At 37.8% G+C, this 24562-nt stretch carries 19 protein-coding genes; all 19 read left to right on the top strand.

Annotated features, from left to right (window positions below; all coding sequences use genetic code 11):
- Positions 1–187 precede the first annotated feature (187 nt).
- The 19 genes from sucC (at position 188) to FS802_RS14905 (ending at position 24362) form a co-directional block, all read left to right on the top strand.
- Entirely contained in the window at positions 188–1348 is a 1161-nt protein-coding gene (gene sucC / locus FS802_RS14995) for an ADP-forming succinate--CoA ligase subunit beta (protein WP_001020778.1), read from the top strand.
- 19 nt (positions 1349–1367) lie between these two features.
- Positions 1368–2270, top strand: coding sequence for a succinate--CoA ligase subunit alpha (gene sucD, locus FS802_RS14990; RefSeq protein WP_000115178.1), 903 nt, complete (start codon positions 1368–1370; stop codon positions 2268–2270).
- 87 nt (positions 2271–2357) lie between these two features.
- Positions 2358–3227, top strand: coding sequence for a DNA-processing protein DprA (dprA, locus tag FS802_RS14985; RefSeq protein ID WP_098653380.1), 870 nt, complete (start codon positions 2358–2360; stop codon positions 3225–3227).
- Positions 3228–3371: 144 nt separating this feature from the next.
- Positions 3372–5450 carry a type I DNA topoisomerase gene (gene topA, locus FS802_RS14980; protein WP_001286953.1) on the top strand — a complete coding sequence of 693 codons (2079 nt, stop codon included), beginning with the start codon at positions 3372–3374 and terminating at the stop codon, positions 5448–5450.
- A 48-nt stretch (positions 5451–5498) separates the two neighbouring features.
- Positions 5499–6803, top strand: a complete 1305-nt coding sequence (gene trmFO / locus FS802_RS14975) for an FADH(2)-oxidizing methylenetetrahydrofolate--tRNA-(uracil(54)-C(5))-methyltransferase TrmFO (RefSeq protein WP_000211997.1) — start codon at positions 5499–5501, stop codon at positions 6801–6803.
- 65 nt (positions 6804–6868) lie between these two features.
- The gene (gene xerC, locus FS802_RS14970; protein ID WP_001101235.1) at positions 6869–7768 is read left to right on the top strand and encodes a tyrosine recombinase XerC; all 900 of its coding nucleotides are present in this window, start codon (positions 6869–6871) and stop codon (positions 7766–7768) included.
- A gap of 42 nt (positions 7769–7810) precedes the next feature.
- Positions 7811–8353: an ATP-dependent protease proteolytic subunit HslV gene (gene hslV / locus FS802_RS14965; protein WP_000526271.1), complete on the top strand. Its 543-nt coding sequence runs from the start codon at positions 7811–7813 to the stop codon at positions 8351–8353.
- 22 nt (positions 8354–8375) lie between these two features.
- Entirely contained in the window at positions 8376–9767 is a 1392-nt protein-coding gene (gene hslU / locus FS802_RS14960; protein ID WP_000550070.1) for an ATP-dependent protease ATPase subunit HslU, read from the top strand.
- Positions 9768–9844: 77 nt separating this feature from the next.
- Positions 9845–10624 carry a GTP-sensing pleiotropic transcriptional regulator CodY gene (gene codY / locus FS802_RS14955; RefSeq protein ID WP_000421290.1) on the top strand — a complete coding sequence of 260 codons (780 nt, stop codon included), beginning with the start codon at positions 9845–9847 and terminating at the stop codon, positions 10622–10624.
- Positions 10625–10973: 349 nt separating this feature from the next.
- Positions 10974–11675 carry a 30S ribosomal protein S2 gene (gene rpsB, locus FS802_RS14950; RefSeq protein ID WP_000111484.1) on the top strand — a complete coding sequence of 234 codons (702 nt, stop codon included), beginning with the start codon at positions 10974–10976 and terminating at the stop codon, positions 11673–11675.
- 103 nt (positions 11676–11778) lie between these two features.
- Positions 11779–12666: a translation elongation factor Ts gene (gene tsf / locus FS802_RS14945; protein WP_001018585.1), complete on the top strand. Its 888-nt coding sequence runs from the start codon at positions 11779–11781 to the stop codon at positions 12664–12666.
- A gap of 66 nt (positions 12667–12732) precedes the next feature.
- On the top strand, positions 12733–13455 hold the full coding sequence (gene pyrH / locus FS802_RS14940; RefSeq protein WP_000042667.1) for a UMP kinase: 723 nt from the start codon (positions 12733–12735) through the stop codon (positions 13453–13455).
- A gap of 2 nt (positions 13456–13457) precedes the next feature.
- Positions 13458–14015, top strand: coding sequence for a ribosome recycling factor (gene frr, locus FS802_RS14935; protein WP_000531506.1), 558 nt, complete (start codon positions 13458–13460; stop codon positions 14013–14015).
- Positions 14016–14100: 85 nt separating this feature from the next.
- Positions 14101–14877, top strand: a complete 777-nt coding sequence (gene uppS, locus FS802_RS14930) for an undecaprenyl pyrophosphate synthase (protein WP_000971311.1) — start codon at positions 14101–14103, stop codon at positions 14875–14877.
- A 17-nt stretch (positions 14878–14894) separates the two neighbouring features.
- Entirely contained in the window at positions 14895–15686 is a 792-nt protein-coding gene (gene cdsA, locus FS802_RS14925) for a phosphatidate cytidylyltransferase (RefSeq protein WP_000813578.1), read from the top strand.
- A 23-nt stretch (positions 15687–15709) separates the two neighbouring features.
- Entirely contained in the window at positions 15710–16852 is a 1143-nt protein-coding gene (dxr, locus tag FS802_RS14920) for a 1-deoxy-D-xylulose-5-phosphate reductoisomerase (protein WP_000790369.1), read from the top strand.
- Positions 16853–16869: 17 nt separating this feature from the next.
- Positions 16870–18126, top strand: a complete 1257-nt coding sequence (gene rseP, locus FS802_RS14915) for an RIP metalloprotease RseP (protein ID WP_001090237.1) — start codon at positions 16870–16872, stop codon at positions 18124–18126.
- A gap of 109 nt (positions 18127–18235) precedes the next feature.
- Positions 18236–19936, top strand: coding sequence for a proline--tRNA ligase (locus tag FS802_RS14910; RefSeq protein ID WP_098653381.1), 1701 nt, complete (start codon positions 18236–18238; stop codon positions 19934–19936).
- A 124-nt stretch (positions 19937–20060) separates the two neighbouring features.
- Entirely contained in the window at positions 20061–24362 is a 4302-nt protein-coding gene (locus FS802_RS14905; protein WP_098653382.1) for a PolC-type DNA polymerase III, read from the top strand.
- Positions 24363–24562 lie beyond the last annotated feature (200 nt).

Here is a 24562-nt window from a genome sequence, read left to right as displayed (position 1 = left end):
ATATGCAGCTTATTTTTTTATTTTGGTATATGAACATTATTATTTTCAAAAAAGAATAAAGCGATTTCAGTTTTCTGACACTTTATTGTAGACAGCGTGCCAATCATCTTATACAATGGCAATGTAATGTTTTTTAAACATTAAAAAACTTTTCGAGTAAAACAGGAAAACAGGGGAGGATGGGACCATGAATATCCATGAGTACCAAGGTAAGGCAGTCCTTAAAAGCTATGGGGTTAGCGTTCCGAACGGGAAGGTTGCATTTACAGTAGAAGAAGCTGTAGAAGCAGCGAAAGAATTAGGAACGGATGTATGTGTAGTAAAAGCACAAATTCACGCTGGTGGACGCGGCAAAGCTGGCGGAGTAAAAGTTGCAAAAAATTTAGATGAAGTTCGTACATATGCAGAGAGCATTTTAGGAACTACACTTGTGACACATCAAACAGGTCCTGAAGGTAAGGAAGTAAAACGCTTACTTATCGAAGAAGGTTGCGATATTAAAAAAGAATATTATGTTGGTCTAGTTTTAGATCGTGCAACTTCTCAAGTTGTTTTAATGGCATCTGAAGAAGGTGGAACAGAAATTGAAGAAGTAGCAGAGCAAACACCTGAAAAGATCTTTAAAGAATATATTGATCCAGCAGTAGGCTTACAAGGCTTCCAAGCGCGCCGAATCGCGTTTAACATCAATATTCCAAAAGAGCTTGTAGGACAAGCTGTGAAGTTTATGATGGGCTTATACCGTGCGTTTATCGAAAAAGATTGCTCTATCGCGGAAATCAATCCACTTGTTACAACAGGTGATGGTAAAGTTATGGCATTAGATGCGAAATTAAACTTTGATTCTAATGCTTTATATCGCAATAAAGACATTTTAGAACTTCGTGATCTTGATGAAGAAGATTCAAAAGAAATTGAAGCTTCTAAATACGACTTAAACTACATTCCTTTAGATGGAAATATTGGTTGTATGGTTAATGGTGCAGGTTTAGCGATGGCTACAATGGATATCATTAAACATTACCATGGCGATCCAGCTAACTTCTTAGATGTTGGTGGCGGTGCAACAGCTGAAAAAGTTACAGAAGCATTCAAAATTATCCTTTCTGACAAAAATGTAAAAGGTATCTTCGTTAACATTTTTGGTGGCATTATGAAGTGTGATGTTATCGCAGAAGGTGTTATTGAAGCGACGAAACAAGTAGGTCTTGAATTGCCTTTAGTTGTACGTCTTGAAGGTACAAACGTAGAGTTAGGTAAGAAAATTTTAAATGAGTCTGGCTTAAATATTGTTGCAGCAGAATCTATGGCAGACGGTGCACAAAAAATTGTTTCACTAGTGGGCTAATAGAAAGCGGGGGAGAAAAATGAGCGTATTAGTTAATAAAGATACAAAAGTTATTGTTCAAGGTATTACAGGTTCTCAAGGTTTATTCCACACAAAACAAATGATTGAATACGGTACGAAAATTGTCGGTGGTGTAACGCCAGGTAAAGGTGGCACTGATATTGAAGGTGTACCAGTATTTGATACTGTAGAAGATGCAGTGAAAGCAACAGGCGCAAATGCTTCAGTTGTATACGTTCCACCCGCTTTTGCGGCTGATGCAATTATGGAAGCAGTTGATGCAGAAATCGATTTAGTAGTATGTATTACTGAAGGAATTCCTGTATTAGATATGGTAAATGTAAAGAGATATATGGCGGGTAAACATACACGTTTACTTGGACCAAACTGTCCTGGTGTTATTACGCCTGATGAATGCAAAATTGGTATTATGCCAGGGTACATTCATAAAAAAGGTCATGTAGGTATCGTATCTCGCTCTGGTACATTAACGTATGAGGCTGTACATCAGTTAACACAAGAAGGTATTGGCCAATCTACTGCTGTAGGTATCGGTGGGGACCCAGTTAACGGTACGGACTTTATTGATGCGTTAAAAGCATTTAATGAAGATGAAGAAACGCATGCTGTAATTATGATTGGTGAAATCGGTGGTACAGCAGAAGAAGAGGCAGCTGAATGGGTGAAAGCTAATATGACAAAACCTGTTGTAGGCTTCATTGGTGGCCAAACAGCGCCTGCTGGCAAACGTATGGGCCATGCTGGTGCAATCATTTCTGGTGGTAAAGGAACTGCTGCAGAAAAGATTAAAACGATGGAAGCTTGTGGTATTAAAGTAGCGGAAACTCCAGCGGTTATGGGCGAAACGCTAATCTCTGTCTTAAAAGAAAAAGGTCTATTTGAGACTTGTAAAAACTACTAATCTGTTGAAAGACACCTTCTTGCTTGAAGGTGTCTTTTTACGCAATTCTTGTTTACATAATAAAAATTATGGGTAAGGAGAATTAAGATGAAAAGAGAACGATTATTACATCTTCATTATTTTTTAGCGGATCATTGGAAGGCGATGGAAAGACTACTATATGTCGATCCTGAATTGAAGGGAATATACACGTTTAATACAAAGCAAATGGAATACTACACTGGAATATCCTCGAAAAAATCTTCAGAATTAGTAAATTTTCTTCAAAGTTCAAATCTCCCGCAATATATATCTTATTTAGAAAAAAATCGAATCTTTTATATGACTATATGGGATGAAGATTATCCACAATTATTACGTGAAATACAAGATCCCCCCTTTGTGTTATATGGAAAAGGAGAGAAGGATTTTCTCAATAAAGCGAATAAATTAGCGGTTATTGGAACGAGAGAACCGACTTTATATGGACATGAGAGTTTAAAACTTATTTTACACCCATTATTAGAAAGGGAATGGCTTATTGTCAGTGGGTTTGCAAGAGGGATAGATACAATGTCTCATGAAATTACAGTAAGACGGCATTGCCCGACTATTGCAATACTAGGACATGGATTATCGTATATGTATCCAAAAGAGAATAGACATTTATATGAAACGTGGAATGAATATATATTGTTATTAACAGAGTATCCGCCGCACTATGCACCGAAAAAATGGTATTTTCCAAAAAGGAACCGGATTATTAGTGGTATAAGTAAGGGTGTTTTAGTTGTAGAAGCGAAATCAAGAAGTGGAACACTTATTACTGCGGACCTTGCTTTAGAGCAAAATAGAGAGGTATTTGCACTTCCTGGACCTATATTTATAGATAGTGCATCAGGAACGAATCATTTGATTCAACAAGGAGCAAAACTAGTAAGAAATGCAGAAGATATCTTGGAAGAGGTTTTAAATTAACCTTATATTTTTATGTTTTTATTAAACAATTATTGACAAATGGTAGATAGGCACTGTATGGTATATTCATTCTTGATTGACAAAAACAAGAGAAATCAATAAGATTGATGAAGACTTGAATCCACCTCTTAAGGAGGCACTAGCATGTCAGATTACCTCGTAATCGTGGAGTCGCCTTCTAAGGCGAAGACCATTGAGAAATATTTAGGGAAAAAATACAAAGTTGTCGCGTCTATGGGACACGTTCGCGATTTACCTAAAAGCCAAATGGGGATAGAAGTAAAGAACAACTTCACCCCGAAGTATATTACCATTCGTGGTAAAGGTCCCGTCTTAAAAGATTTAAAATCAGCGGCCAAAAAAGCAAAGAAAGTCTATCTCGCGGCCGATCCAGACCGCGAAGGGGAAGCAATTGCTTGGCATTTAGCCAATACGTTAAATGTGGACGTTGAATCAGATTGTCGAGTTGTGTTTAATGAGATTACAAAAGATGCAATAAAAGAATCATTTAAACACCCTCGTGCGATTAATATGGATTTAGTAGATGCACAACAAGCAAGGCGTATACTAGATCGTCTGGTTGGTTACAATATTAGTCCTTTATTATGGAAGAAAGTAAAAAAAGGATTAAGTGCAGGACGCGTACAATCTGTAGCAGTTCGTTTAATTATCGAACGTGAAAAAGAAATTCAAATCTTTGAGCCTGAAGAATTCTGGACAATTAAGACAGAATTTGTGAAGGGGAAAGACACATTTGAAGCAAGCTTTTACGGTGTAGATGGTGAAAAAGTTCAATTAACGAATGAAACGCAAGTGAATGAAATAATTGAACAGATGAAAGATAATGCGTTTTCAGTTGAAAATGTAACGCGAAAAGAGCGAAAACGTAATCCTGCATTACCGTTTACAACATCTTCCTTGCAACAAGAGGCAGCGCGTAAGTTAAACATGCGAGCAAAGAAAACAATGATGCTCGCGCAGCAATTGTATGAAGGTATAGATCTTGGAAAGCAAGGGACTGTAGGTCTTATTACGTATATGAGAACTGACTCAACACGTATCTCAGAAACAGCTCAAACAGAGGCGCGTACTTACATTACTGAGGCGTTTGGTGCGGAATACATAGGGACAGAAAAGAAGAAAGAAACGAAAAAGTCGAACGCGCAAGATGCGCATGAGGCAATTCGTCCTACTTCGGTAATGAGAAGGCCAGAGGAACTAAAGAGTTTCTTAAGTCGTGATCAACTTCGGTTGTATAAACTGATTTGGGAGCGATTTGTTGCAAGTCAAATGGCGTCTGCTATAATGGATACTGTGACAGCTAGACTCATTAATAACAATGTTCAGTTCCGTGCAAGTGGATCGGTTGTAAAGTTTCCAGGATTTATGAAAGTGTATGTAGAGTCGAAAGATGACGGGGCTGAAGAAAAGGATAAAATGTTGCCACCTTTAGAAGTAGGGGAAACGGTATTTTCGAAGGATTTAGAACCGAAGCAACATTTTACACAACCTCCGCCGCGCTATACAGAGGCTCGTCTAGTAAGAACACTTGAAGAGCTTGGAATTGGAAGACCGTCGACTTACGTGCCGACACTTGAAACGATTCAAAAACGTGGATACGTAGGTTTGGATAATAAACGCTTCGTTCCAACTGAACTTGGTGAAATAGTAATTGAACTTATTTTAGAGTTTTTCCCAGAAATTATTAACATTGAATTTACTGCTAACATGGAGCAAAGTCTTGATGAAGTAGAAGAAGGAAATGCGAATTGGGTAAAAATTGTTGATGATTTCTACGTAGGCTTTGAACCGCGTTTAGAAAAAGCGGAAAAAGAAATGCGTGAAGTGGAAATTAAAGATGAACCAGCTGGGGAAGACTGTGAATTGTGTGATCACCCAATGGTCTTTAAAATGGGTAAATACGGGAAATTTATGGCTTGTTCGAATTTCCCAGATTGTCGTAATACAAAACCGATTGTGAAAGAAATCGGTGTTACTTGTCCGAAGTGTGATAAAGGTCAAATTATTGAACGCCGTAGTAATAAAAAGAAACGTCTTTTCTATGGATGCGGTACGTATCCAGAGTGTGACTTTGTATCTTGGGATAAACCAATTGGTCGTAAATGTCCGAAGTGCGAAGGTATGCTTGTAGAGAAGAAGTTGAAAAAAGGCGTGCAAGTACAATGTATTTCGTGTGATTATGAAGAAGAACAACAAATGTGAGCGTAACTGCTCACATTTTTTTCGGGAAGAAAAGGAAAGGTGATAAATATGACAACACAAGTAGTAAACGTCATTGGCGCAGGTCTTGCAGGAAGTGAAGCAGCTTACCAAATTGCAAAACGTGGTGTCCAAGTAAAATTATATGAAATGAGACCAGTAAGGCAAACGCCAGCTCATCACACAGATAAATTTGCAGAGTTAGTATGCAGTAACTCGCTTCGCGCAAACACATTAACAAACGCTGTTGGTGTTATTAAAGAAGAAATGCGTTTAATGGACTCTGTTATTATTCGTGCAGCTGATGAGTGCTCTGTACCAGCAGGAGGGGCTTTAGCTGTAGATCGTCATGAATTTGCGGCAAAGGTAACGGAGTATGTGAAAAACCATCCGAACGTAACTGTAATGAATGAAGAAATTACTGAAATTCCAGAAGGACCTACTGTTATCGCGACAGGTCCACTTACGTCTCCTGATCTTGCTGCACAATTAAAAGAATTAACAGGTGAAGATTATTTTTATTTCTATGATGCTGCAGCACCGATTGTTGAGAAAGACAGCATTGATATGAATAAAGTATATTTAAAGTCTCGTTACGATAAAGGTGAAGCTGCATATTTAAACTGCCCAATGACGGAAGAGGAATTTGACCGTTTTTACGAGGCTTTAATTGCTGCTGAAACAGTACCTTTAAAAGAATTTGAAAAAGAAATTTTCTTTGAAGGTTGTATGCCGGTAGAAGTTATGGCAAGTAGAGGAAGACAGACGCTAGTATTTGGACCGATGAAACCTGTTGGATTAGAAGATCCGAAAACAGGAAAAACGCCATATGCTGTCGTTCAGTTACGTCAAGATGATGCAGCAGGAACGTTATACAATATCGTAGGTTTCCAAACGCATTTAAAGTGGGGACCACAAAAAGAAGTGTTACAGTTGATTCCAGGACTGGAAAACGCAGAGATTGTACGTTATGGTGTAATGCATCGTAATACGTTTATTAATTCACCTAACTTGCTTCGTCCAACATATCAATATAAACAACGTGATGATTTATTCTTCGCTGGTCAAATGACTGGAGTAGAGGGATATGTTGAATCAGCGGCTTCAGGATTACTAGCGGGTATTAACGCTGCTCGACTTGTGAAAGGTGAAGAACCGGTTGTGTTACCGCCTGTAACTGCAATGGGAAGTATGGCGAATTATATTACTGCGACAAACGCGAAAAACTTCCAGCCAATGAATGCAAACTTCGGTTTGTTTGCACCGTTAGAGAAGAAAGTTAAGAGGAAAGCAGAACGAAATGAAGCATATGCAACACGCGCTTTAGAAACAATTCAAAATTTTGTAAATATTTAGTTAAATTTCTTGCAAAGGCTACTAAGTTGTGATACGATTTAGTAGCCTTTATTGAGGTGAATTGTGTGAATGTGAAGAAATTGTTACAATTATTCGTTGGATATTTACAAATTGAAAGAAATTATTCAAAATATACAATTGCAAGTTATCAAAATGATTTAGAACATTTTGTGCAATTTATGGAGCGAGAAGGCATATCCTCTTTTTTAGATGTTACATACGCGGATGTTCGTTTGTACTTAACGACGTTGCACGATGAAAAGTTAGCCCGTAAATCTGTCGCAAGAAAAGTATCAAGCTTACGAAGTTTATATCGTTTTTTGATGCGTGAAGGTTATCGGAAAGATAATCCGTTTGCACTTGCGTCACTCCCCAAAAAAGAATTGTCAATCCCAAAGTTTTTATATGCTGAAGAATTAGAGGAATTATTTGAAGTTGCTGATACGGAAACGCCGCTAGGTCAAAGGAATCAAGCTTTATTAGAGTTGATGTATGCGACTGGAATCCGTGTGAGTGAATGTGTCAATTTACAACTTACCGATATTGACTTCGCGGTGGGAACAATTTTAGTAATGGGAAAAGGAAAAAAACAAAGGTATATTCCGTTCGGAAGCTATGCGCAAGATGCTTTAATTACTTATATAGAGAACGGGAGAAAACAGTTAGCTCACAAAACTGAAGAACACTCTCATATGGTATTTTTAAATGCGAAAGGCACGCCGCTAACAAGTCGAGGGGTACGTTATGTATTAAACGAACTCATTAAGAAGGCTTCACTGACAATGCGGATAAGTCCCCATATGTTAAGGCATACATTTGCTACACACATGTTAGATGAAGGGGCAGATTTACGTACTGTACAGGAGCTACTTGGTCATGAGAATTTGTCGACAACACAAATTTATACGCATGTCTCTAAAGAAAGATTGCGTTCGGTCTACATGAAGCATCACCCGCGGGCATAAATTGCTTTTAAAGCTATAAAAACATATAAAGGAGTTTTTTCTATGGGAAATTTCCACGCTACAACGATATTTGCAGTTCATCATAATGGAGAATGTGCAATGGCTGGAGATGGTCAGGTGACAATGGGAAATGCAGTTGTAATGAAACATACAGCTCGTAAAGTCCGTAAACTTTTCCAAGGGAAAGTTTTAGCTGGCTTTGCAGGTTCCGTTGCTGACGCATTTACTCTTTTTGAAATGTTTGAAGGGAAATTAGAAGAGTACAATGGGAACTTGCAGCGTGCTGCAGTTGAGATGGCAAAACAATGGCGTGGCGACAAAATGTTACGTCAGCTAGAAGCGATGCTCATTGTCATGGATAAAACAACTATGCTTCTTGTTTCAGGTACAGGAGAAGTGATTGAACCGGATGATGGTATTTTAGCGATTGGATCTGGTGGGAATTATGCGCTTTCTGCAGGTCGTGCTTTAAAGCAATATGCAAGTGAACATTTAACAGCGAAGCAAATTGCGAAAGCGAGTTTAGACATTGCTGGCGATATTTGTGTTTATACAAACCACAATATAATTGTGGAAGAATTGTAGAATCGTAAGGGAGGCATTTTATATGCATTTACATTTTACTCCGCGTCAAATTGTGGAAAAATTAGATCAATACATTATCGGTCAAAAAGATGCGAAGAAAGCGGTTGCTGTAGCTTTAAGAAATCGATATCGTCGAAGTAAATTAGCTGAAAATCTACGTGATGAAATTGCACCTAAAAATATTTTAATGATTGGACCGACAGGTGTTGGTAAAACAGAGGTAGCACGACGAATGGCGAAACTCGTTGGAGCACCTTTTATTAAGGTTGAAGCTACCAAATTTACAGAAGTTGGATATGTAGGTAGAGATGTAGAATCGATGGTACGTGACCTTGTGGAAACGTCAGTTCGTATCGTGAAAGAAGAAATGGTAATTAAAGTACAAGACAAAGCAGAAGAACAAGCGAACCAACGTCTTGTTGAAATTTTAGTACCGAGTCCGGAGAAACAATCTGGATTTAAAAACCCATTAGAAATGCTATTTGGCGGTGCTCAAAATTCAAATCAAACATCGGATGCACAGGAAGATGTTGAAATCGAAAAGAAACGTCAAGATGTGGAAAGAAAGCTTGCTGCAGGACTTCTTGAAGATGAAATTGTATCGATTGAAGTGACTGAGCAACAGTCTTCCATGTTCGATATGTTACAAGGAACTGGCATGGAACAAATGGGAATGAATTTCCAAGATGCATTAGGAAGTTTTATGCCGAAAAAAACAAAAAAACGTAAACTTTCTGTGAAAGAAGCAAGAAAACTCTTGACAAATGAGGAAGCACAGCGCTTAATTGATATGGATGAAGTTACACAAGAGGCTGTTTATCGTGCTGAACAGCTCGGGATTATTTTTATCGATGAAATTGACAAAATTGCTGGTAAGCAGTCGAATAGCGTAGATGTATCACGTGAAGGTGTGCAACGTGACATTTTACCAATTGTAGAAGGATCGAATGTTGCGACAAAATACGGATCAGTAAAAACGGATTATATTTTATTCGTTGCAGCTGGAGCGTTTCATATGTCTAAACCGTCGGATTTAATTCCGGAACTGCAAGGGAGATTTCCGATTCGAGTAGAATTAACAAAATTATCGACAGATGATTTTGTTAAAATATTAATCGAGCCTGACAATGCGTTAATTAAACAATATATGGCTTTATTAGCGACTGAAGGTATAGAAATTGAATTTTCAGACGAAGCTATTCGTAAGATTGCTGAGATTGCTTATCAAGTTAATCAGGATACAGATAATATTGGAGCAAGAAGACTTCATACGATTATGGAGAAACTCCTTGAAGATTTATCGTTTGAAGCATCTGAAATTACGTTAGAGAAAATAACGATAACACCTCAATACGTTGAGGAGAAATTAGCAACGATTGCTAAAAATAAAGATGTGAGCCAGTTTATTTTGTAATAGTGTCATCAGGTGACTCGCCCTAGTTTCCAAGTGATGAAAAAATATGTAAGTAACATGTAGGAGGAACTTTTGAAATGGAATTATTAGCAAAAACAAGAAAATTAAATGCGTTATTACAGAGCGCAGCAGGAAAGCCTGTAAACTTTAGAGAAATGTCTGACACAATGTGTGAAGTAATCGAAGCGAACGTATTCGTAGTAAGCCGTCGTGGTAAATTACTAGGTTATGCAATTCACCAACAAATTGAGAATGAGCGTATGAAACAAATGCTTGCAGAGCGTCAATTCCCGGAAGAATACACGCAAAGCTTATTCAACATTACAGAAACATCTTCAAACTTAGATGTAAACAGTGCTTACACAGCATTCCCAGTAGAAAATAGAGAATTATTCGGTCAAGGTTTAACTACAATCGTACCAATCGTTGGTGGCGGTGAGCGTCTAGGCACATTAGTGTTAGCTCGTCTTGGTCAAGAGTTCTTAGACGATGATTTAATCCTTGCTGAATACAGTTCAACTGTAGTAGGTATGGAAATCTTACGTGAAAAAGCAGAAGAAATCGAAGAGGAAGCACGTAGTAAAGCAGTTGTTCAAATGGCAATTAGCTCATTATCTTACAGTGAGTTAGAAGCAATCGAGCATATCTTCGAAGAATTAAATGGAACAGAAGGTTTACTTGTTGCAAGTAAAATTGCTGATCGCGTAGGAATTACTCGTTCTGTAATCGTAAATGCACTTCGTAAATTAGAGAGTGCTGGTGTTATTGAGTCTCGCTCTTTAGGTATGAAAGGAACATACATTAAAGTGCTAAACGACAAGTTTCTACAGGAACTTGCTAAATTAAAAACAAACTAATTTATAAAACTCTCCTCATTTTTTGAGGAGAGTTTTTTTGTATAAAAGATTGATGTTGTTTGTAAATAGCGTCATAATCGTATTTTTCGGAAAAGCTATGAATTGAATTTTATTTTTTTGCTTAAAGGAAATACAGGTTGGTAATACTAGAATTCGAGTGTGAACAAAGAAAGTTTTACATTGTTCGCATTTTCGACTTGATTGTAATATTTCAGTATGATATAGTAAGCAGTGGTGTCAGTACAAAGTACACACGTTTACTGATTTAAGTGTTGGTGCTACGTTTGTAGTTTCGCTTAGAGATGAAGTAAACGGAGGATATCAAAAACCATTTAGGAGGAACTATATTATGTCAGTAATTTCTATGAAGCAATTGCTTGAAGCTGGTGTTCATTTCGGACATCAAACTCGTCGTTGGAACCCAAAAATGAAGCGTTACATTTTCACAGAGCGTAACGGTATCTACATCATCGACTTACAAAAAACTGTGAAAAAAGTTGAGGAAGCTTACAGAACGATGCGTGACATCGCTGCTGAAGGCGGTGACATCTTATTCGTAGGTACTAAAAAACAAGCACAAGAAGCTATTAAAGAAGAAGCAACTCGTGCTGGTATGTACTTCGTTAACCAACGTTGGTTAGGTGGAACTTTAACAAACTTCCAAACAATCCAAAAGCGTATCAAGCGTCTTAAAGACATTGAAAAAATGCAAGAAGATGGTACTTTCGAAGTACTTCCTAAGAAAGAAGTTGTTCAACTTAAAAAAGAGTTAGAGCGTCTTGAGAAATTCTTAGGCGGTATTAAAGATATGAAAGGTCTTCCAAGTGCATTATTCGTAGTAGACCCTCGTAAAGAGCGTATTGCAGTTGCTGAAGCACGCAAATTACACATTCCAATCATCGGTATCGTTGATACAAACTGTGATCCAGACGAAATCGATCACGTTATCCCAGCAAACGATGATGCAATTCGTGCTGTAAAACTTCTTACATCTAAAATGGCAGACGCGATCCTTGAAGCAAAACAAGGTGAAGAAACTGTTACTGCGTAACAAATTTGGAAAGGTGATAAGGGGTTCGGCCTTTTATCACCTTTTTTAAGGTATAAACACCTTTATAAAAGGTATAAATACATATTTTAGGAGGATGAAAAATATGGCAATCACTGCACAAATGGTAAAAGAACTTCGTGAAAAAACAGGCGCAGGTATGATGGACTGCAAAAAAGCTTTAACTGAGACTAATGGCGACATGGAGAAAGCAATTGACTTCTTACGTGAAAAAGGTATTGCAAAAGCTGCTAAAAAAGCAGACCGCATCGCTGCTGAAGGTTTAACTTTCATCGAAACAAACGGTAACGAAGGTTTAATCTTAGAATTAAACTCTGAAACTGATTTCGTTGCGAAAAACGAAGGTTTCCAAGCATTAATTAAAGAATTAGCTGCTCACTTATTAGCTAACAAACCAGCTAACATTGAAGAAGCTATGGCTCAAACAATTGAAGGCGGCAAAACAGTAGAAGAGCACATCAACGAAGCAATCGCTAAAATTGGTGAAAAACTTACACTTCGTCGTTTCGAAATCGTAACAAAAACTGATGCTGATGCATTCGGCGCTTACCTACACATGGGTGGACGTATTGGTGTATTAACAGTTCTTGAAGGTTCTACTGACGAAGCTGCTGCTAAAGATGTAGCAATGCACATCGCAGCAGTTAACCCTAAATACATCGACCGCGATGCTGTAACAGCTGAAGAAGTTGAGCATGAGCGTCAAGTATTAACACAACAAGCTTTAAACGAAGGCAAGCCTGAAAAAATCGTTGCAAAAATGGTTGAAGGCCGTCTTGGCAAATTCTTCGAAGAAATTTGCTTACTTGACCAAGCATTCGTTAAAAACCCTGATATGAAAGTTCGTCAGTTCGTTGAGTCAAAAGGCGGAACATTAAAAGGATTCGTTCGCTACGCTGTTGGTGAAGGTATCGAAAAACGCGAAGACAACTTTGCTGAAGAAGTAATGAACCAAGTAAAAGGTAGTAACTAATACAGATTAGGGAACACATTGTGTTCCCTTTTTTAAAATAAAGATGTAAGCAATTGGAGGTTCATTATGAGTAAACCGAAATATAATCGTGTCGTATTAAAGCTAAGCGGAGAAGCGTTAGCTGGCGAACAAGGATTTGGAATTAACCCATCTGTTATTAAATCAGTTGCGGAACAAGTGAAAGAAATTGCAGAACTTGATGTAGAAGTTGCTGTTGTTGTTGGTGGCGGAAACATTTGGCGTGGAAAAATCGGAAGTGAAATGGGAATGGATCGTGCTGGAGCGGATTACATGGGTATGTTAGCAACAGTTATGAACTCATTAGCTCTTCAAGATAGCCTGGAGAACATTGGAATTCAAACTCGTGTTCAAACTTCAATCGAAATGCGTCAAGTAGCAGAGCCTTACATTCGTCGTAAAGCAGTTCGTCATCTAGAGAAAAAACGTGTTGTGATCTTTGCAGCAGGTACAGGTAACCCATATTTCTCTACAGATACAACAGCAGCACTACGTGCAGCGGAAATCGAAGCAGACGTTATCTTAATGGCGAAAAACAATGTAGATGGCGTATATAATGCAGATCCATCTCTTGACCCAACAGCTACGAAATACGAAACACTTACTTACTTAGATGTATTAAAAGAAGGTTTAGGTGTAATGGATTCAACAGCTTCTTCTTTATGTATGGACAATGATATTCCATTAATTGTATTCTCAGTTATGGAAAAAGGTAACATTAAACGTGCCGTTTTAGGCGAAAATATCGGAACAGTTGTAAGGGGGAAATAAATATGGGACAACAAGTATTGAAGTCTTCAAATGAAAAAATGGAAAAAGCAGTTGCTGCTTACTCTCGTGAATTGGCAACAGTTCGCGCAGGTCGTGCAAGCTCGTCTGTATTAGATAAGGTACAAGTTGATTACTATGGTGCACCAACACCTGTTGTGCAATTAGCGAACATTACAGTTCCAGAAGCACGTTTACTTGTAATTCAACCTTATGATAAAACTTCTATCGGTGATATTGAAAAAGCAATCTTAAAAGCAGATTTAGGCTTAAATCCTTCTAATGATGGAACTGTAATTCGTATTGCATTCCCTGCATTAACAGAAGAGCGTCGCCGCGATCTTGTAAAAGTTGTGAAAAAATATGCTGAAGAAGCAAAAGTTGCTGTTCGTAACGTACGTCGTGACAGTAACGATGATCTTAAGAAGCTTGAAAAAGCTGGCGATATTACAGAAGATGATTTAAGAGGATATACTGAAGATATCCAAAAAGAAACAGATAAATATATTGCAAAAGTTGACGAAATCGCAAAAAACAAAGAAAAAGAAATCATGGAAGTGTAATAGCGATACCTTCGCAAATATGACCCTCTTCTTAAGGGGGTCTTTTTACACTTTTAGGCATACGTCTGCTTGCTGGAGGGTATGAATGATGTTTAAAAACTTTCCTTTTTTTAAAAGTAAAAAGGTCGCATCGTTTGATCATCTCGTTGAAAAAGTGAAAAAAGGATACATCCCAGAACATATTGCCATCATTATGGATGGTAATGGAAGATGGGCAAAGAGGAGAGCGATGCCTCGTATTGCGGGACATCATGAAGGCATGCAAGTTGTAAAGAAAATCACAAAATTTGCAAGCAAACTTAATGTGAAAGTATTAACTCTTTATGCTTTTTCAACTGAGAACTGGAAAAGACCGAAAAAGGAAGTTGACTATTTAATGAGGCTTCCAGAAGAATTTCTAGGTACATTTTTACCAGAATTGATTGAAGAGAACGTACAAGTCCGAGTAATAGGACAACAAGATCGTCTTCCTACGCATACACGCAGAGCGATGGAAAAGGCCATGGAAGATACGAAAGAGAATACGGGATTAATTCTTAATTTCGCGTTAAACTATGGAAGTCGAGATGAAATCGTTTCTGCTGTGCAACATATGGTGAAAGATAGTGAGGAAGGAAAAATTCGTGTTGAAGATGTAAGTGAAGAAATGCTTTCTTCTTATTTAATGACGAGTTCTTTACCTGACCCAGAGTTGTTAATCCGTACGAGCGGAGAGCTACGTATTAGTAATTTCATGTTATGGCAAATTGCATATTCGGAATTTTGGTTTACAGATGTGTATTGGCCAGATTTTACCGAGGAACATTTGCTAAATGCGATTACAGACTTTCAGCATAGAGGGCGCAGATTCGGAGGCGTGTAGAAAGAGAGGGTTTGGTAGTGAAACAGAGAATTATTACTGGAGTGGTTGCTGCCGCGCTATTCATTCCCATCGTAATTTACGGTGGCGTGCCTTTTACGGTTTTAGTGTATGCACTTGCTTCTATAGGTTTATATGAATTAATTCGTATGAATAAGCTTACGCTTATTTCAATACCAACAGTTTTAGCTGCAGTATTATTATGGATTATTTTAATTCCAAGTAGTGCATCAGAACTGTTTACGCAGATTGGATTAGGTAAATTAGAAATCACATTTGTGATTGTTTTATTACTTTTATCATATACAGTCCTTTCTAAGAATACATTTACTTTTGACAATGCTTCATTTTTACTAATGGCAACAACATATGTTGGAATGGGATTCCTATATTTGAATGAAACGAGAATATTAGGAATTAAATATGTGTTTTGTGCATTATTTGTTATATGGGCTACTGATTCAGGCGCATATTTCGTAGGAAAGGCATTAGGAAAGAGGAAGTTGTGGCCAGAAATTAGTCCAAATAAAACGATTGAAGGTTCGTTAGGTGGCATCGTTTGTGGAATTATTGTGGCACTTGTTTACAATATGTTCTTCCCAGTTGAGGCTAATGTAGGGATTTTAATTGTGTTGACAATTATCATTTCTATTTTTGGACAAATTGGTGATTTAGTACAATCTGCATTTAAACGTCATTATGGCGTAAAGGATTCAGGTACAATTTTACCTGGACATGGTGGTATATTAGATCGAACAGATAGTTGGTTATTCGTTTTACCAATTCTCTACTTCTTATTACAATACAATTAATAAATGAACGAGGGGTTGGAGTCATGAAAAACATTAGTTTATTAGGTGCAAGCGGATCAATTGGTACACAAACTTTAGATGTATTACGCTCGCACCCAGACCAATTCCGTCTCGTTGCTTTTTCTGTAGGGAAAAATATTGACTACGCAGTAAAGGTAATTCAAGAATTTTCTCCGCAAATCGTCTCTGTGCAAAGAGAGGAAGATGTTTTAAAATTACAAGCTGTCTCTGGTAATACAAAAGTTGTATATGGTAGTGAAGGGCTTTTAGAAGTAGCATTACATCCAGATGCGGAGATTGTAGTAAATGCTGTTGTAGGTAGCGTAGGGTTGTTACCAACACTTCGTGCAATTGAGGCGAAAAAAACAATTGGAATTGCAAACAAAGAAACGTTAGTAACTGCAGGGCATCTTGTAATGGAAGCGGCACGAAAACATAATGTTTCGTTACTTCCAGTAGATAGTGAACATTCAGCTATTTTTCAATGTTTGAATGGTGAAAATGAAAAAAGAATTTCTCGACTAATTATAACGGCTTCCGGTGGAAGTTTCCGTGATAAAACGAGAGATGAATTGCATCATGTGACCGTAGAAGATGCGCTTCGACATCCAAACTGGTCAATGGGTTCGAAAATTACAATTGATTCTGCTACAATGATGAATAAGGGGCTAGAAGTAATTGAAGCACATTGGCTTTTTGGTATCCCTTATGAGCAAATCGATGTTGTTTTACATAAAGAAAGTATTATCCATTCTATGGTTGAATTTGAAGATCGTAGTGTAATGGCACAGCTTGGCTCACCTGATATGCGAGTACCAATTCAATACGCACTTACATATCCTGATCGATTGCCTCTATCAGACACAAAACAGTTAAACTTATGGGAAATAGGGACGTTGCATTTTGAGAAAATGAACCAAGAACGATTCCGTTGCCTACGTTTTGCGTATGAAGCTGGAAAAACAGGTGGAAGTATGCCAGCTGTAATGAACGCAGCGAATGAAGTAGCTGTTGAAGCTTTTTTACAAAAGAGAATTGGTTTCTTAACAGTGGAAGACCTCATTGAAAAAGCAATGAACCATCACAATGTCATTGCACGTCCGAGCTTAGAGGAAATTCTGGAAATTGATGCAGCCACAAGACGGTTTGTGATGGAACAAATTTAGCAAAGGTGGTTATGGAATTGAATACAGCGATTGCCTTTATATTAATTTTCGGTGCACTCGTATTTTTCCATGAGCTAGGGCATCTATATTTCGCAAAAAGAGCAGGTATTTTATGCCGTGAGTTTGCGATTGGTTTTGGTCCGAAAATATTCTCATTTGAAAAGAATGAAACGGTGTATACGATTCGATTACTGCCTCTTGGTGGCTATGTAAGAATGGCTGGCGAAGATGCAGACACAGTTGAGTTAAAGCCTGGAAAAAAGGTTGGCCTTGTATTAAATGAAAAAGACGAGGTTGCGAAATTAGTTTTTGATGGATATGAAAAGTATCCAAATGTTCGTGTCATTGAAGTCGAACAAGCTGATTTAGAGCATAATTTAACAATTTCGGGCTATGAAGAGTACGAGGAAGAGCTTCAAACATTCCGAGTGAATGAAAAGGCTCGTATTATTACTGCTGGTGAAGAAATACAAATTGCTCCGTATAATAGGCAGTTCGGCTCCAAGAAATTGGGTCAACGTGCCTTAACAATCTTTGCAGGTCCTGCAATGAACTTCATTTTAGCATTTGTTATTTTTGTGATTCTTGGATTTGTACAAGGTGTTCCTGTTGACAAGCCAATGGTCGGAAAAATAATGGAAAATAGTGCAGCCGAGCAAGCTGGATTAAAAGAAAATGATACAATTCAAGCAATCGATGGGAAAAACACAAGTACATGGAAAGATGTTGTTACCATTGTACGTGAAAACCCAAATAAAGAAATTACGTTACAAGTAAAGCGTGATAGTGAACAGTTTAATGTAAAAGTAACGCCAACGCTCGATAAAGAAGGAAAAGACGAAGTAGGTAGAATTGGTGTTTACTCTCCAGTAGAGAAAACAGTAATGGGTTCTATTAAATCAGGATTTGAACAAACATACCAATGGACAAAACTAATTTTTGATTCACTTGTGAAATTAGTAACTGGTCAATTCTCTATTAATGAGTTGTCAGGTCCAGTAGGAATTTATAATCTAACAGATCAAGTTGTAGATTATGGATTTACGCGTGTATTAAGTTTAGCAGCAGTTTTAAGTATTAACCTTGGTTTATTTAATTTACTACCAGTCCCTGCTTTAGACGGTGGACGTTTGTTCTTCTTCTTAATTGAAGCGTTACGAGGGAAACCAATTGACCGCCAAAAAGAAGGAATGGTTCACTTTATTGGTTTTGCATTATTAATGTTACTTATGTTAGTTGTAACTTGGAATGACATTCGTAAGTTTTTCTTGTAAAATAAAGTGAAACTTATAATGAAATAGAGCTCGTAGAATAAAATCCCTCACCTAACTCGAGGTGAGGGGTTTTACTGCGTGTAAGAGTAAAATGAAGAGGTGCGAATAAATGAAACAAAGTATGGTATTCAGTCCTACATTACGTGAAGTTCCAGCTGATGCGGAGATTAAGAGTCATCAGTTATTACTTCGTGCAGGTTTTATGCGTCAAAATGCTTCTGGTATTTATAGTTTTCTACCATTTGGATTAAAAGTACTACACAAAGTAGAACGTATCGTTCGAGAAGAAATGGAGCGCGCAGGAGCTGTAGAATTATTAATGCCAGCGATGCAAGCTGCAGAATTATGGCAAGAATCAGGCCGTTGGTATTCTTACGGATCTGAATTAATGCGTATGAAAGATCGTAACGCTCGTGAATTCGCATTAGGAGCGACACATGAAGAAGTAATTACGGATCTTGTACGTGATGAAGTGAAATCATATAAAAAATTACCGTTAACATTGTACCAAATTCAAACAAAATTCCGTGATGAACAAAGACCGCGTTTTGGTTTATTACGTGGAAGAGAGTTTCTAATGAAAGATGCATACTCTTTCCATGCTACACAAGAGAGCTTAGATGAAGTATACGATCGCTTATACAAAGCATACTCTAACATTTTTGCTCGTTGTAGCTTGAATTTCCGTGCAGTTATTGCTGACTCTGGAGCAATGGGCGGAAAAGATACGCATGAATTTATGGTATTATCTGAAGTTGGTGAAGATACAATTGCATACTCTGATACATCTAATTATGCAGCAAACATCGAAATGGCTCCTGTGGTAGCTACGTATACGAAGAGTGATGAAGCAGAAAAGGCACTTGAAAAAGTAGCAACACCAGATCAAAAAGCAATTGAAGAAGTATCTGCATTCTTAAACATTGAAGCTGACAAGTGCATTAAGTCTATGGTATTTAAAGTAGATGAAAAATTAGTAGTTGTACTTGTTCGTGGTGATCATGAAGTAAACGATGTAAAAGTGAAAAACGTATACGGCGCTTCAGTTGTTGAGCTTGCTTCTCATGAAGAAGTGAAAGAATTATTAAACTGTGAAGTTGGTTCTTTAGGACCGATTGGTGTAACAGGTGATATCGAAATTATCGCTGACCATGCTGTAGCATCAATTGTTAACGGATGTTCAGGAGCAAACGAAGAAGGATTCCATTATGTAAATGTAAATCCAGAACGCGACTTTAAAGTAAGTCAATATACAGATTTACGCTTCATTCAAGAAGGAGACCGATCTCCAGACGGAAATGGAACAATTCTTTTCGCACGCGGAATTGAAGTTGGTCATGTATTCAAATTAGGAACACGTTATAGTGAAGCAATGAACGCAACATTCCTAGATGAAAACGGAAAAACACAACCACTTATTATGGGTTGTTACGGTATCGGTGTATCTCGTACAGTGGCAGCAATCGCAGAGCAGTTTAATGATGAGAACGGTTTAGTTTGGCCAAAAGCTGTAGCACCATTCCATGTGCATGTAATTCCAGTAAATATGAAATCTGATGCGCAACGTGAAATGGGTGAAAACATCTACAACTCATTACAAGAGCAAGGGTACGAAGTATTACTAGATGATCGTGCAGAACGTGCAGGTGTTAAATTTGCAGATGCAGATTTATTCGGCCTTCCAGTTCGCGTGACAGTTGGTAAAAAAGCAGACGAAGGTATTGTAGAAGTGAAAGTACGTGCTACAGGCGAGTCTGAAGAAGTGAAAGTAGAAGAACTTCAAACATACATTGCAAATATTTTAAAATAAGAAGAGGTACCTCGTAATGAGGTACCTTCTCTTTCTTTGTAAACGTATTTTGTAAAAGAAGTAGGGAGAAATCTTTCTTTGTAGTACGTTTCAATTTATAATAGCAAATGGAAGGAGAGTGCTTATGTCTTTAACAAATGAACAACAAGAGCGATTTCAAATTTTGCTCCAGCAGTTGCAAATACCAGACGACCTTATAAATCAATATTTACAAGGTGGTGGTATTGAAAGGCTCGTTATTGATAAATCGAATAAAAGTTGGCATTTTGATTTACAAGTGCCACGTATTTTGCCTACAGAATTATATGAATTGCTAGAAACAAAGCTTAAGCAATCATTTTCTCATATTGCAAGAACAACATTTGCATTAGAAACAGAGAATAAACAATTTACAGAAGAAGAAGTGAGGGCGTATTGGCCGCTTTGTACGGAACGAATTACATTTTCACCTATGTTTGCTTACTTAAAGAAGCAGCTTCCGCAGGTGAATGGAGTGAAGTTGCTAATAAATGTGAATAATGAGCTGGAATCTACTGCTTTAAAGAAAAACGTTGCGAAACCAGTAGGGGATCAATACGAAACTTTTGGATTCCCGCGTTTTCAGTTAGACACACATATACAGCAAAATACAGAAGAAATGCAAAAGTTTCGTGAGCAAACGCAGCAAGAAGATCGTGAACGTGTTATACAAGCTATGGAAGAAATGGCGAAGAAGCAAGCTGAAGAAAGTAGCGTTGTGCATGAAGGACCGGTTGTACTCGGATATCTTATTAAGCCGGATGAAGAGATTACACCGATGCGAGAAATTCAAGATGAAGAAAGAAGAAAAACAGTTCAAGGGTACGTCTTCCATGTAGAAACGAAAGAGCTGCGTAGTGGCCGTACGTTATTAACTTTAAAAATAACAGACTATACGGATTCAATTATGATCAAAATGTTCTCGCGTGACAAAGAAGATATTCCAATGCTGCAATCCTTGAAAAAAGGAATGTGGGTGAAAGCGCGTGGTTCTGTTCAAAATGATACATTCGTTCGAGATTTAGTAATGATTGCAAATGATATAAATGAAATAACAGGACCGTCTCGTAAAGATAAAGCGCCAGAAGGTGAAAAACGTGTAGAGCTGCATCTTCACACACCGATGAGCCAAATGGACGCTGTTACTCCTGTTTCTAGACTTGTTGCCCAAGCGGGTAAATGGGGACATGAGGCAATCGCTGTTACAGACCATGCTGTTGCGCAGTCTTTCCCAGAGGCATATTCTGCGGGTAAAAAGGCTGGGGTTAAAGTTATATATGGTGTAGAAGCGAATCTAGTTAATGATGGTGTACCGATTGCATATAACGAAGCGCATCGTTTACTTGCTGAGGAAACGTATGTTGTTTTCGACGTTGAGACGACAGGTTTATCAGCTGTATATGATACTGTTATCGAGTTAGCGGCTGTAAAAGTAAAAGGTGGCGAAATTATTGACCGCTTTGAATCTTTCGCAAATCCACATCAACCATTATCTGCGACGATTATTGAATTAACAGGTATTACAGATGATATGTTAACGGATGCACCAGAAGTGGACGAAGTGTTTAAAAAGTTTGAAGAATGGATGGGCGACCATACACTTGTTGCTCATAACGCAAGTTTTGATATGGGCTTTATTAACGTAGGTTTTAAAAAGGCTGGACTAGAAAAAACGAATAATCCTGTTATTGATACGTTAGAACTTGCAAGATTCTTATTCCCGGAAATGAAAAACCATCGATTAAATACGATGTGTAAAAAGCTTGATATTGAATTAACGCAACATCACCGTGCGATTTATGATACAGAAGCAACGGGATACTTACTTGTGAAAATGTTAAAAGATGTGATTGAAAAGGGATTTGAATATCACGATCAATTAAATGATAGCATGGGGCAAGGGGATGCGTATAAGCGTGGACGTCCAAGTCATATGACGTTACTTGCCACATCAGATGTAGGGTTGAAAAATTTATATAAACTTGTTTCCTATTCTCACCTAAATTACTTTTATCGTGTACCACGAGTACCAAGGTCACTATTAAAAAAATATCGTGAAGGAATTTTAGTAGGAACGGCTTGTGATAAAGGTGAAGTGTTTGAGGCGATGATGCAAAAAGCTCCTGAAGAGGTAGAAGAAATTGCGCAGTTCTATGATTATATTGAAGTAATGCCTCCAGAGGTGTTACGTCATTTAGTAGAACGTGAACTTGTTCGAGATGAGGGACAATTAAAAACAATTATTTCTAACTTAGTAAAACTAGGTGAGACGTTAGATAAACCAGTTGTTGCTACAGGAAACGTGCATTATATAGATCCAGAGGATGCGATGTATCGCAAAATTTTAGTCAGTTCGCAGGGCGGAGCCAATCCGTTAAACCGACATTCTTTACCACCTGTACATTTCCGTACAACGGATGAAATGTTAGAGTGTTTTTCATTCTTAGGTGAAGACGTAGCGAAAGAAATTGTTGTAACGAATACACAGAAGATTGCATCATTAATTGGTGATGTTCATCCAGTGAAAGATGATCTATATACACCGAAAATTGAAGGTGCAGATGATGAGACGCGTGACATGAGTTATAAAATGGCGCGTAGCATTTATGGTGAAGAGTTACCTGAAATTGTAGAAGCGCGTTTAGAAAAAGAATTAAAAAGTATTATTGGGCATGGATTCGCCGTAATTTATTTAATTTCACATAAGCTCGTAAAAAAATCATTAGTAGACGGATATTTAGTAGGTTCGCGTGGATCGGTAGGTTCATCATTCGTTGCAACGATGATGGAAATTACAGAAGTAAACCCATTACCACCACACTATGTATGTCCGAAGTGTAAGCAATCAGAATTCTTTAATGATGGTTCTGTAGGTTCTGGTTTTGACTTGCCGGATAAAGAATGTCCTGCATGTAATGTTCCATACGTGAAAGATGGACATGATATTCCGTTCGAAACGTTCCTTGGATTTAAAGGAGATAAGGTACCCGATATTGATCTGAACTTCTCCGGGGAATACCAGCCACGTGCCCATAACTATACGAAAGTACTGTTCGGTGAAGATTATGTATACCGTGCGGGTACAATAGGTACAGTTGCGGAAAAAACGGCTTATGGATATGTAAAAGGTTATGCAAATGATCATAATTTAACGATTCGAAATGCAGAGATTGACCGCTTAGTAGCAGGATGTACGGGCGTAAAACGTACAACCGGACAGCATCCAGGTGGTATTATCGTTGTGCCAGATTACATGGATATCTTTGATTTCTCACCAATTCAGTTTCCGGCAGATTCAATAGGGGCTGAGTGGAGAACGACACATTTTGATTTCCACTCCATTCATGATAATTTATTGAAACTTGATATACTAGGACACGATGATCCGACTGTTATTCGTATGTTACAAGATTTAAGTGGTATTGATCCGAAAACAATCCCAACAGACGATCCGGAAGTAATGAAAATTTTCTCGGGCCCGGAATCGTTAGGGGTAACGGAAGAACAAATTAACTGTAAAACAGGTACGCTTGGTATACCAGAGTTTGGTACGAAATTCGTAAGGCAGATGTTAGAAGAGACGAAACCTACGACATTCTCTGAGTTAGTCCAAATTTCTGGACTATCACATGGTACAGACGTATGGCTTGGTAATGCAAACGAGTTAATTTATAACGGTACATGTACGCTGAGTGAAGTTATCGGTTGTCGTGATGACATCATGGTATATTTAATCTATCAAGGTTTAGACCCATCATTAGCCTTCAAAATCATGGAGTCAGTTCGTAAAGGTAAAGGTGTACCGGAAGAATGGGAAGATGACATGAAAAGTAATAATGTACCAGGTTGGTATATTGATTCATGTAAGAAAATAAAGTACATGTTCCCTAAAGCCCATGCGGCTGCTTACGTACTTATGGCTGTACGTATTGCATACTTTAAAGTACATTTCGCGCTTCTATTCTATGCGGCATACTTTACAGTTCGTGCAGATGACTTTGATATAGAGGCGATGGCGAAAGGTTCAGCATCTATACGTGCAAGAATTGATGAAATTGCGCAAAAAGGTTTGGATGCAGCGCCGAAAGAGAAAAGTTTATTAACAGTACTAGAAATGACACTTGAAATGTGTGAGCGTGGATACTCATTCCAAAAGGTTGATTTATACCGTTCGCATGCAACAGAATTTATTATTGATGGGGATACTTTAATTCCTCCATTTAATGCAGTGCCTGGACTTGGTACAAATGCAGCTTTAAGTATTGTAGAAGCACGCAAAAATGGAGATTTCTTATCAAAAGAAGATTTACAGCAGCGCAGTAAGGTTTCGAAAACAATTATTGAGTATTTAGATAGTCAAGGTTGCTTAGGCGATCTACCTGATCAAAACCAGTTATCACTGTTCTAATAGGTAGGAAAAGTCTTTGCAAATCAACATTTGCTATGGTATACTATTAACCGAGATAACCATGTCATGTATATTGTGTAAAAAAAAGAGTGGGGAAACCCACTCTTTCGTGTTACTATCTACGTTTTATTGATGTGGAGAGGTAAGAAATTTCTGTCGTATATACATATTTTGTTACAAGTTTTACTTCTTAAATTTGG

The organism is Bacillus sp. DE0042, from assembly GCF_007680225.1.
Classification (GTDB): Bacteria; Bacillota; Bacilli; order Bacillales; family Bacillaceae_G; genus Bacillus_A; species Bacillus_A wiedmannii.
Note: the sequence above shows the minus strand (reverse complement) of the source record. Positions and strands in the feature narration are given on the sequence as shown.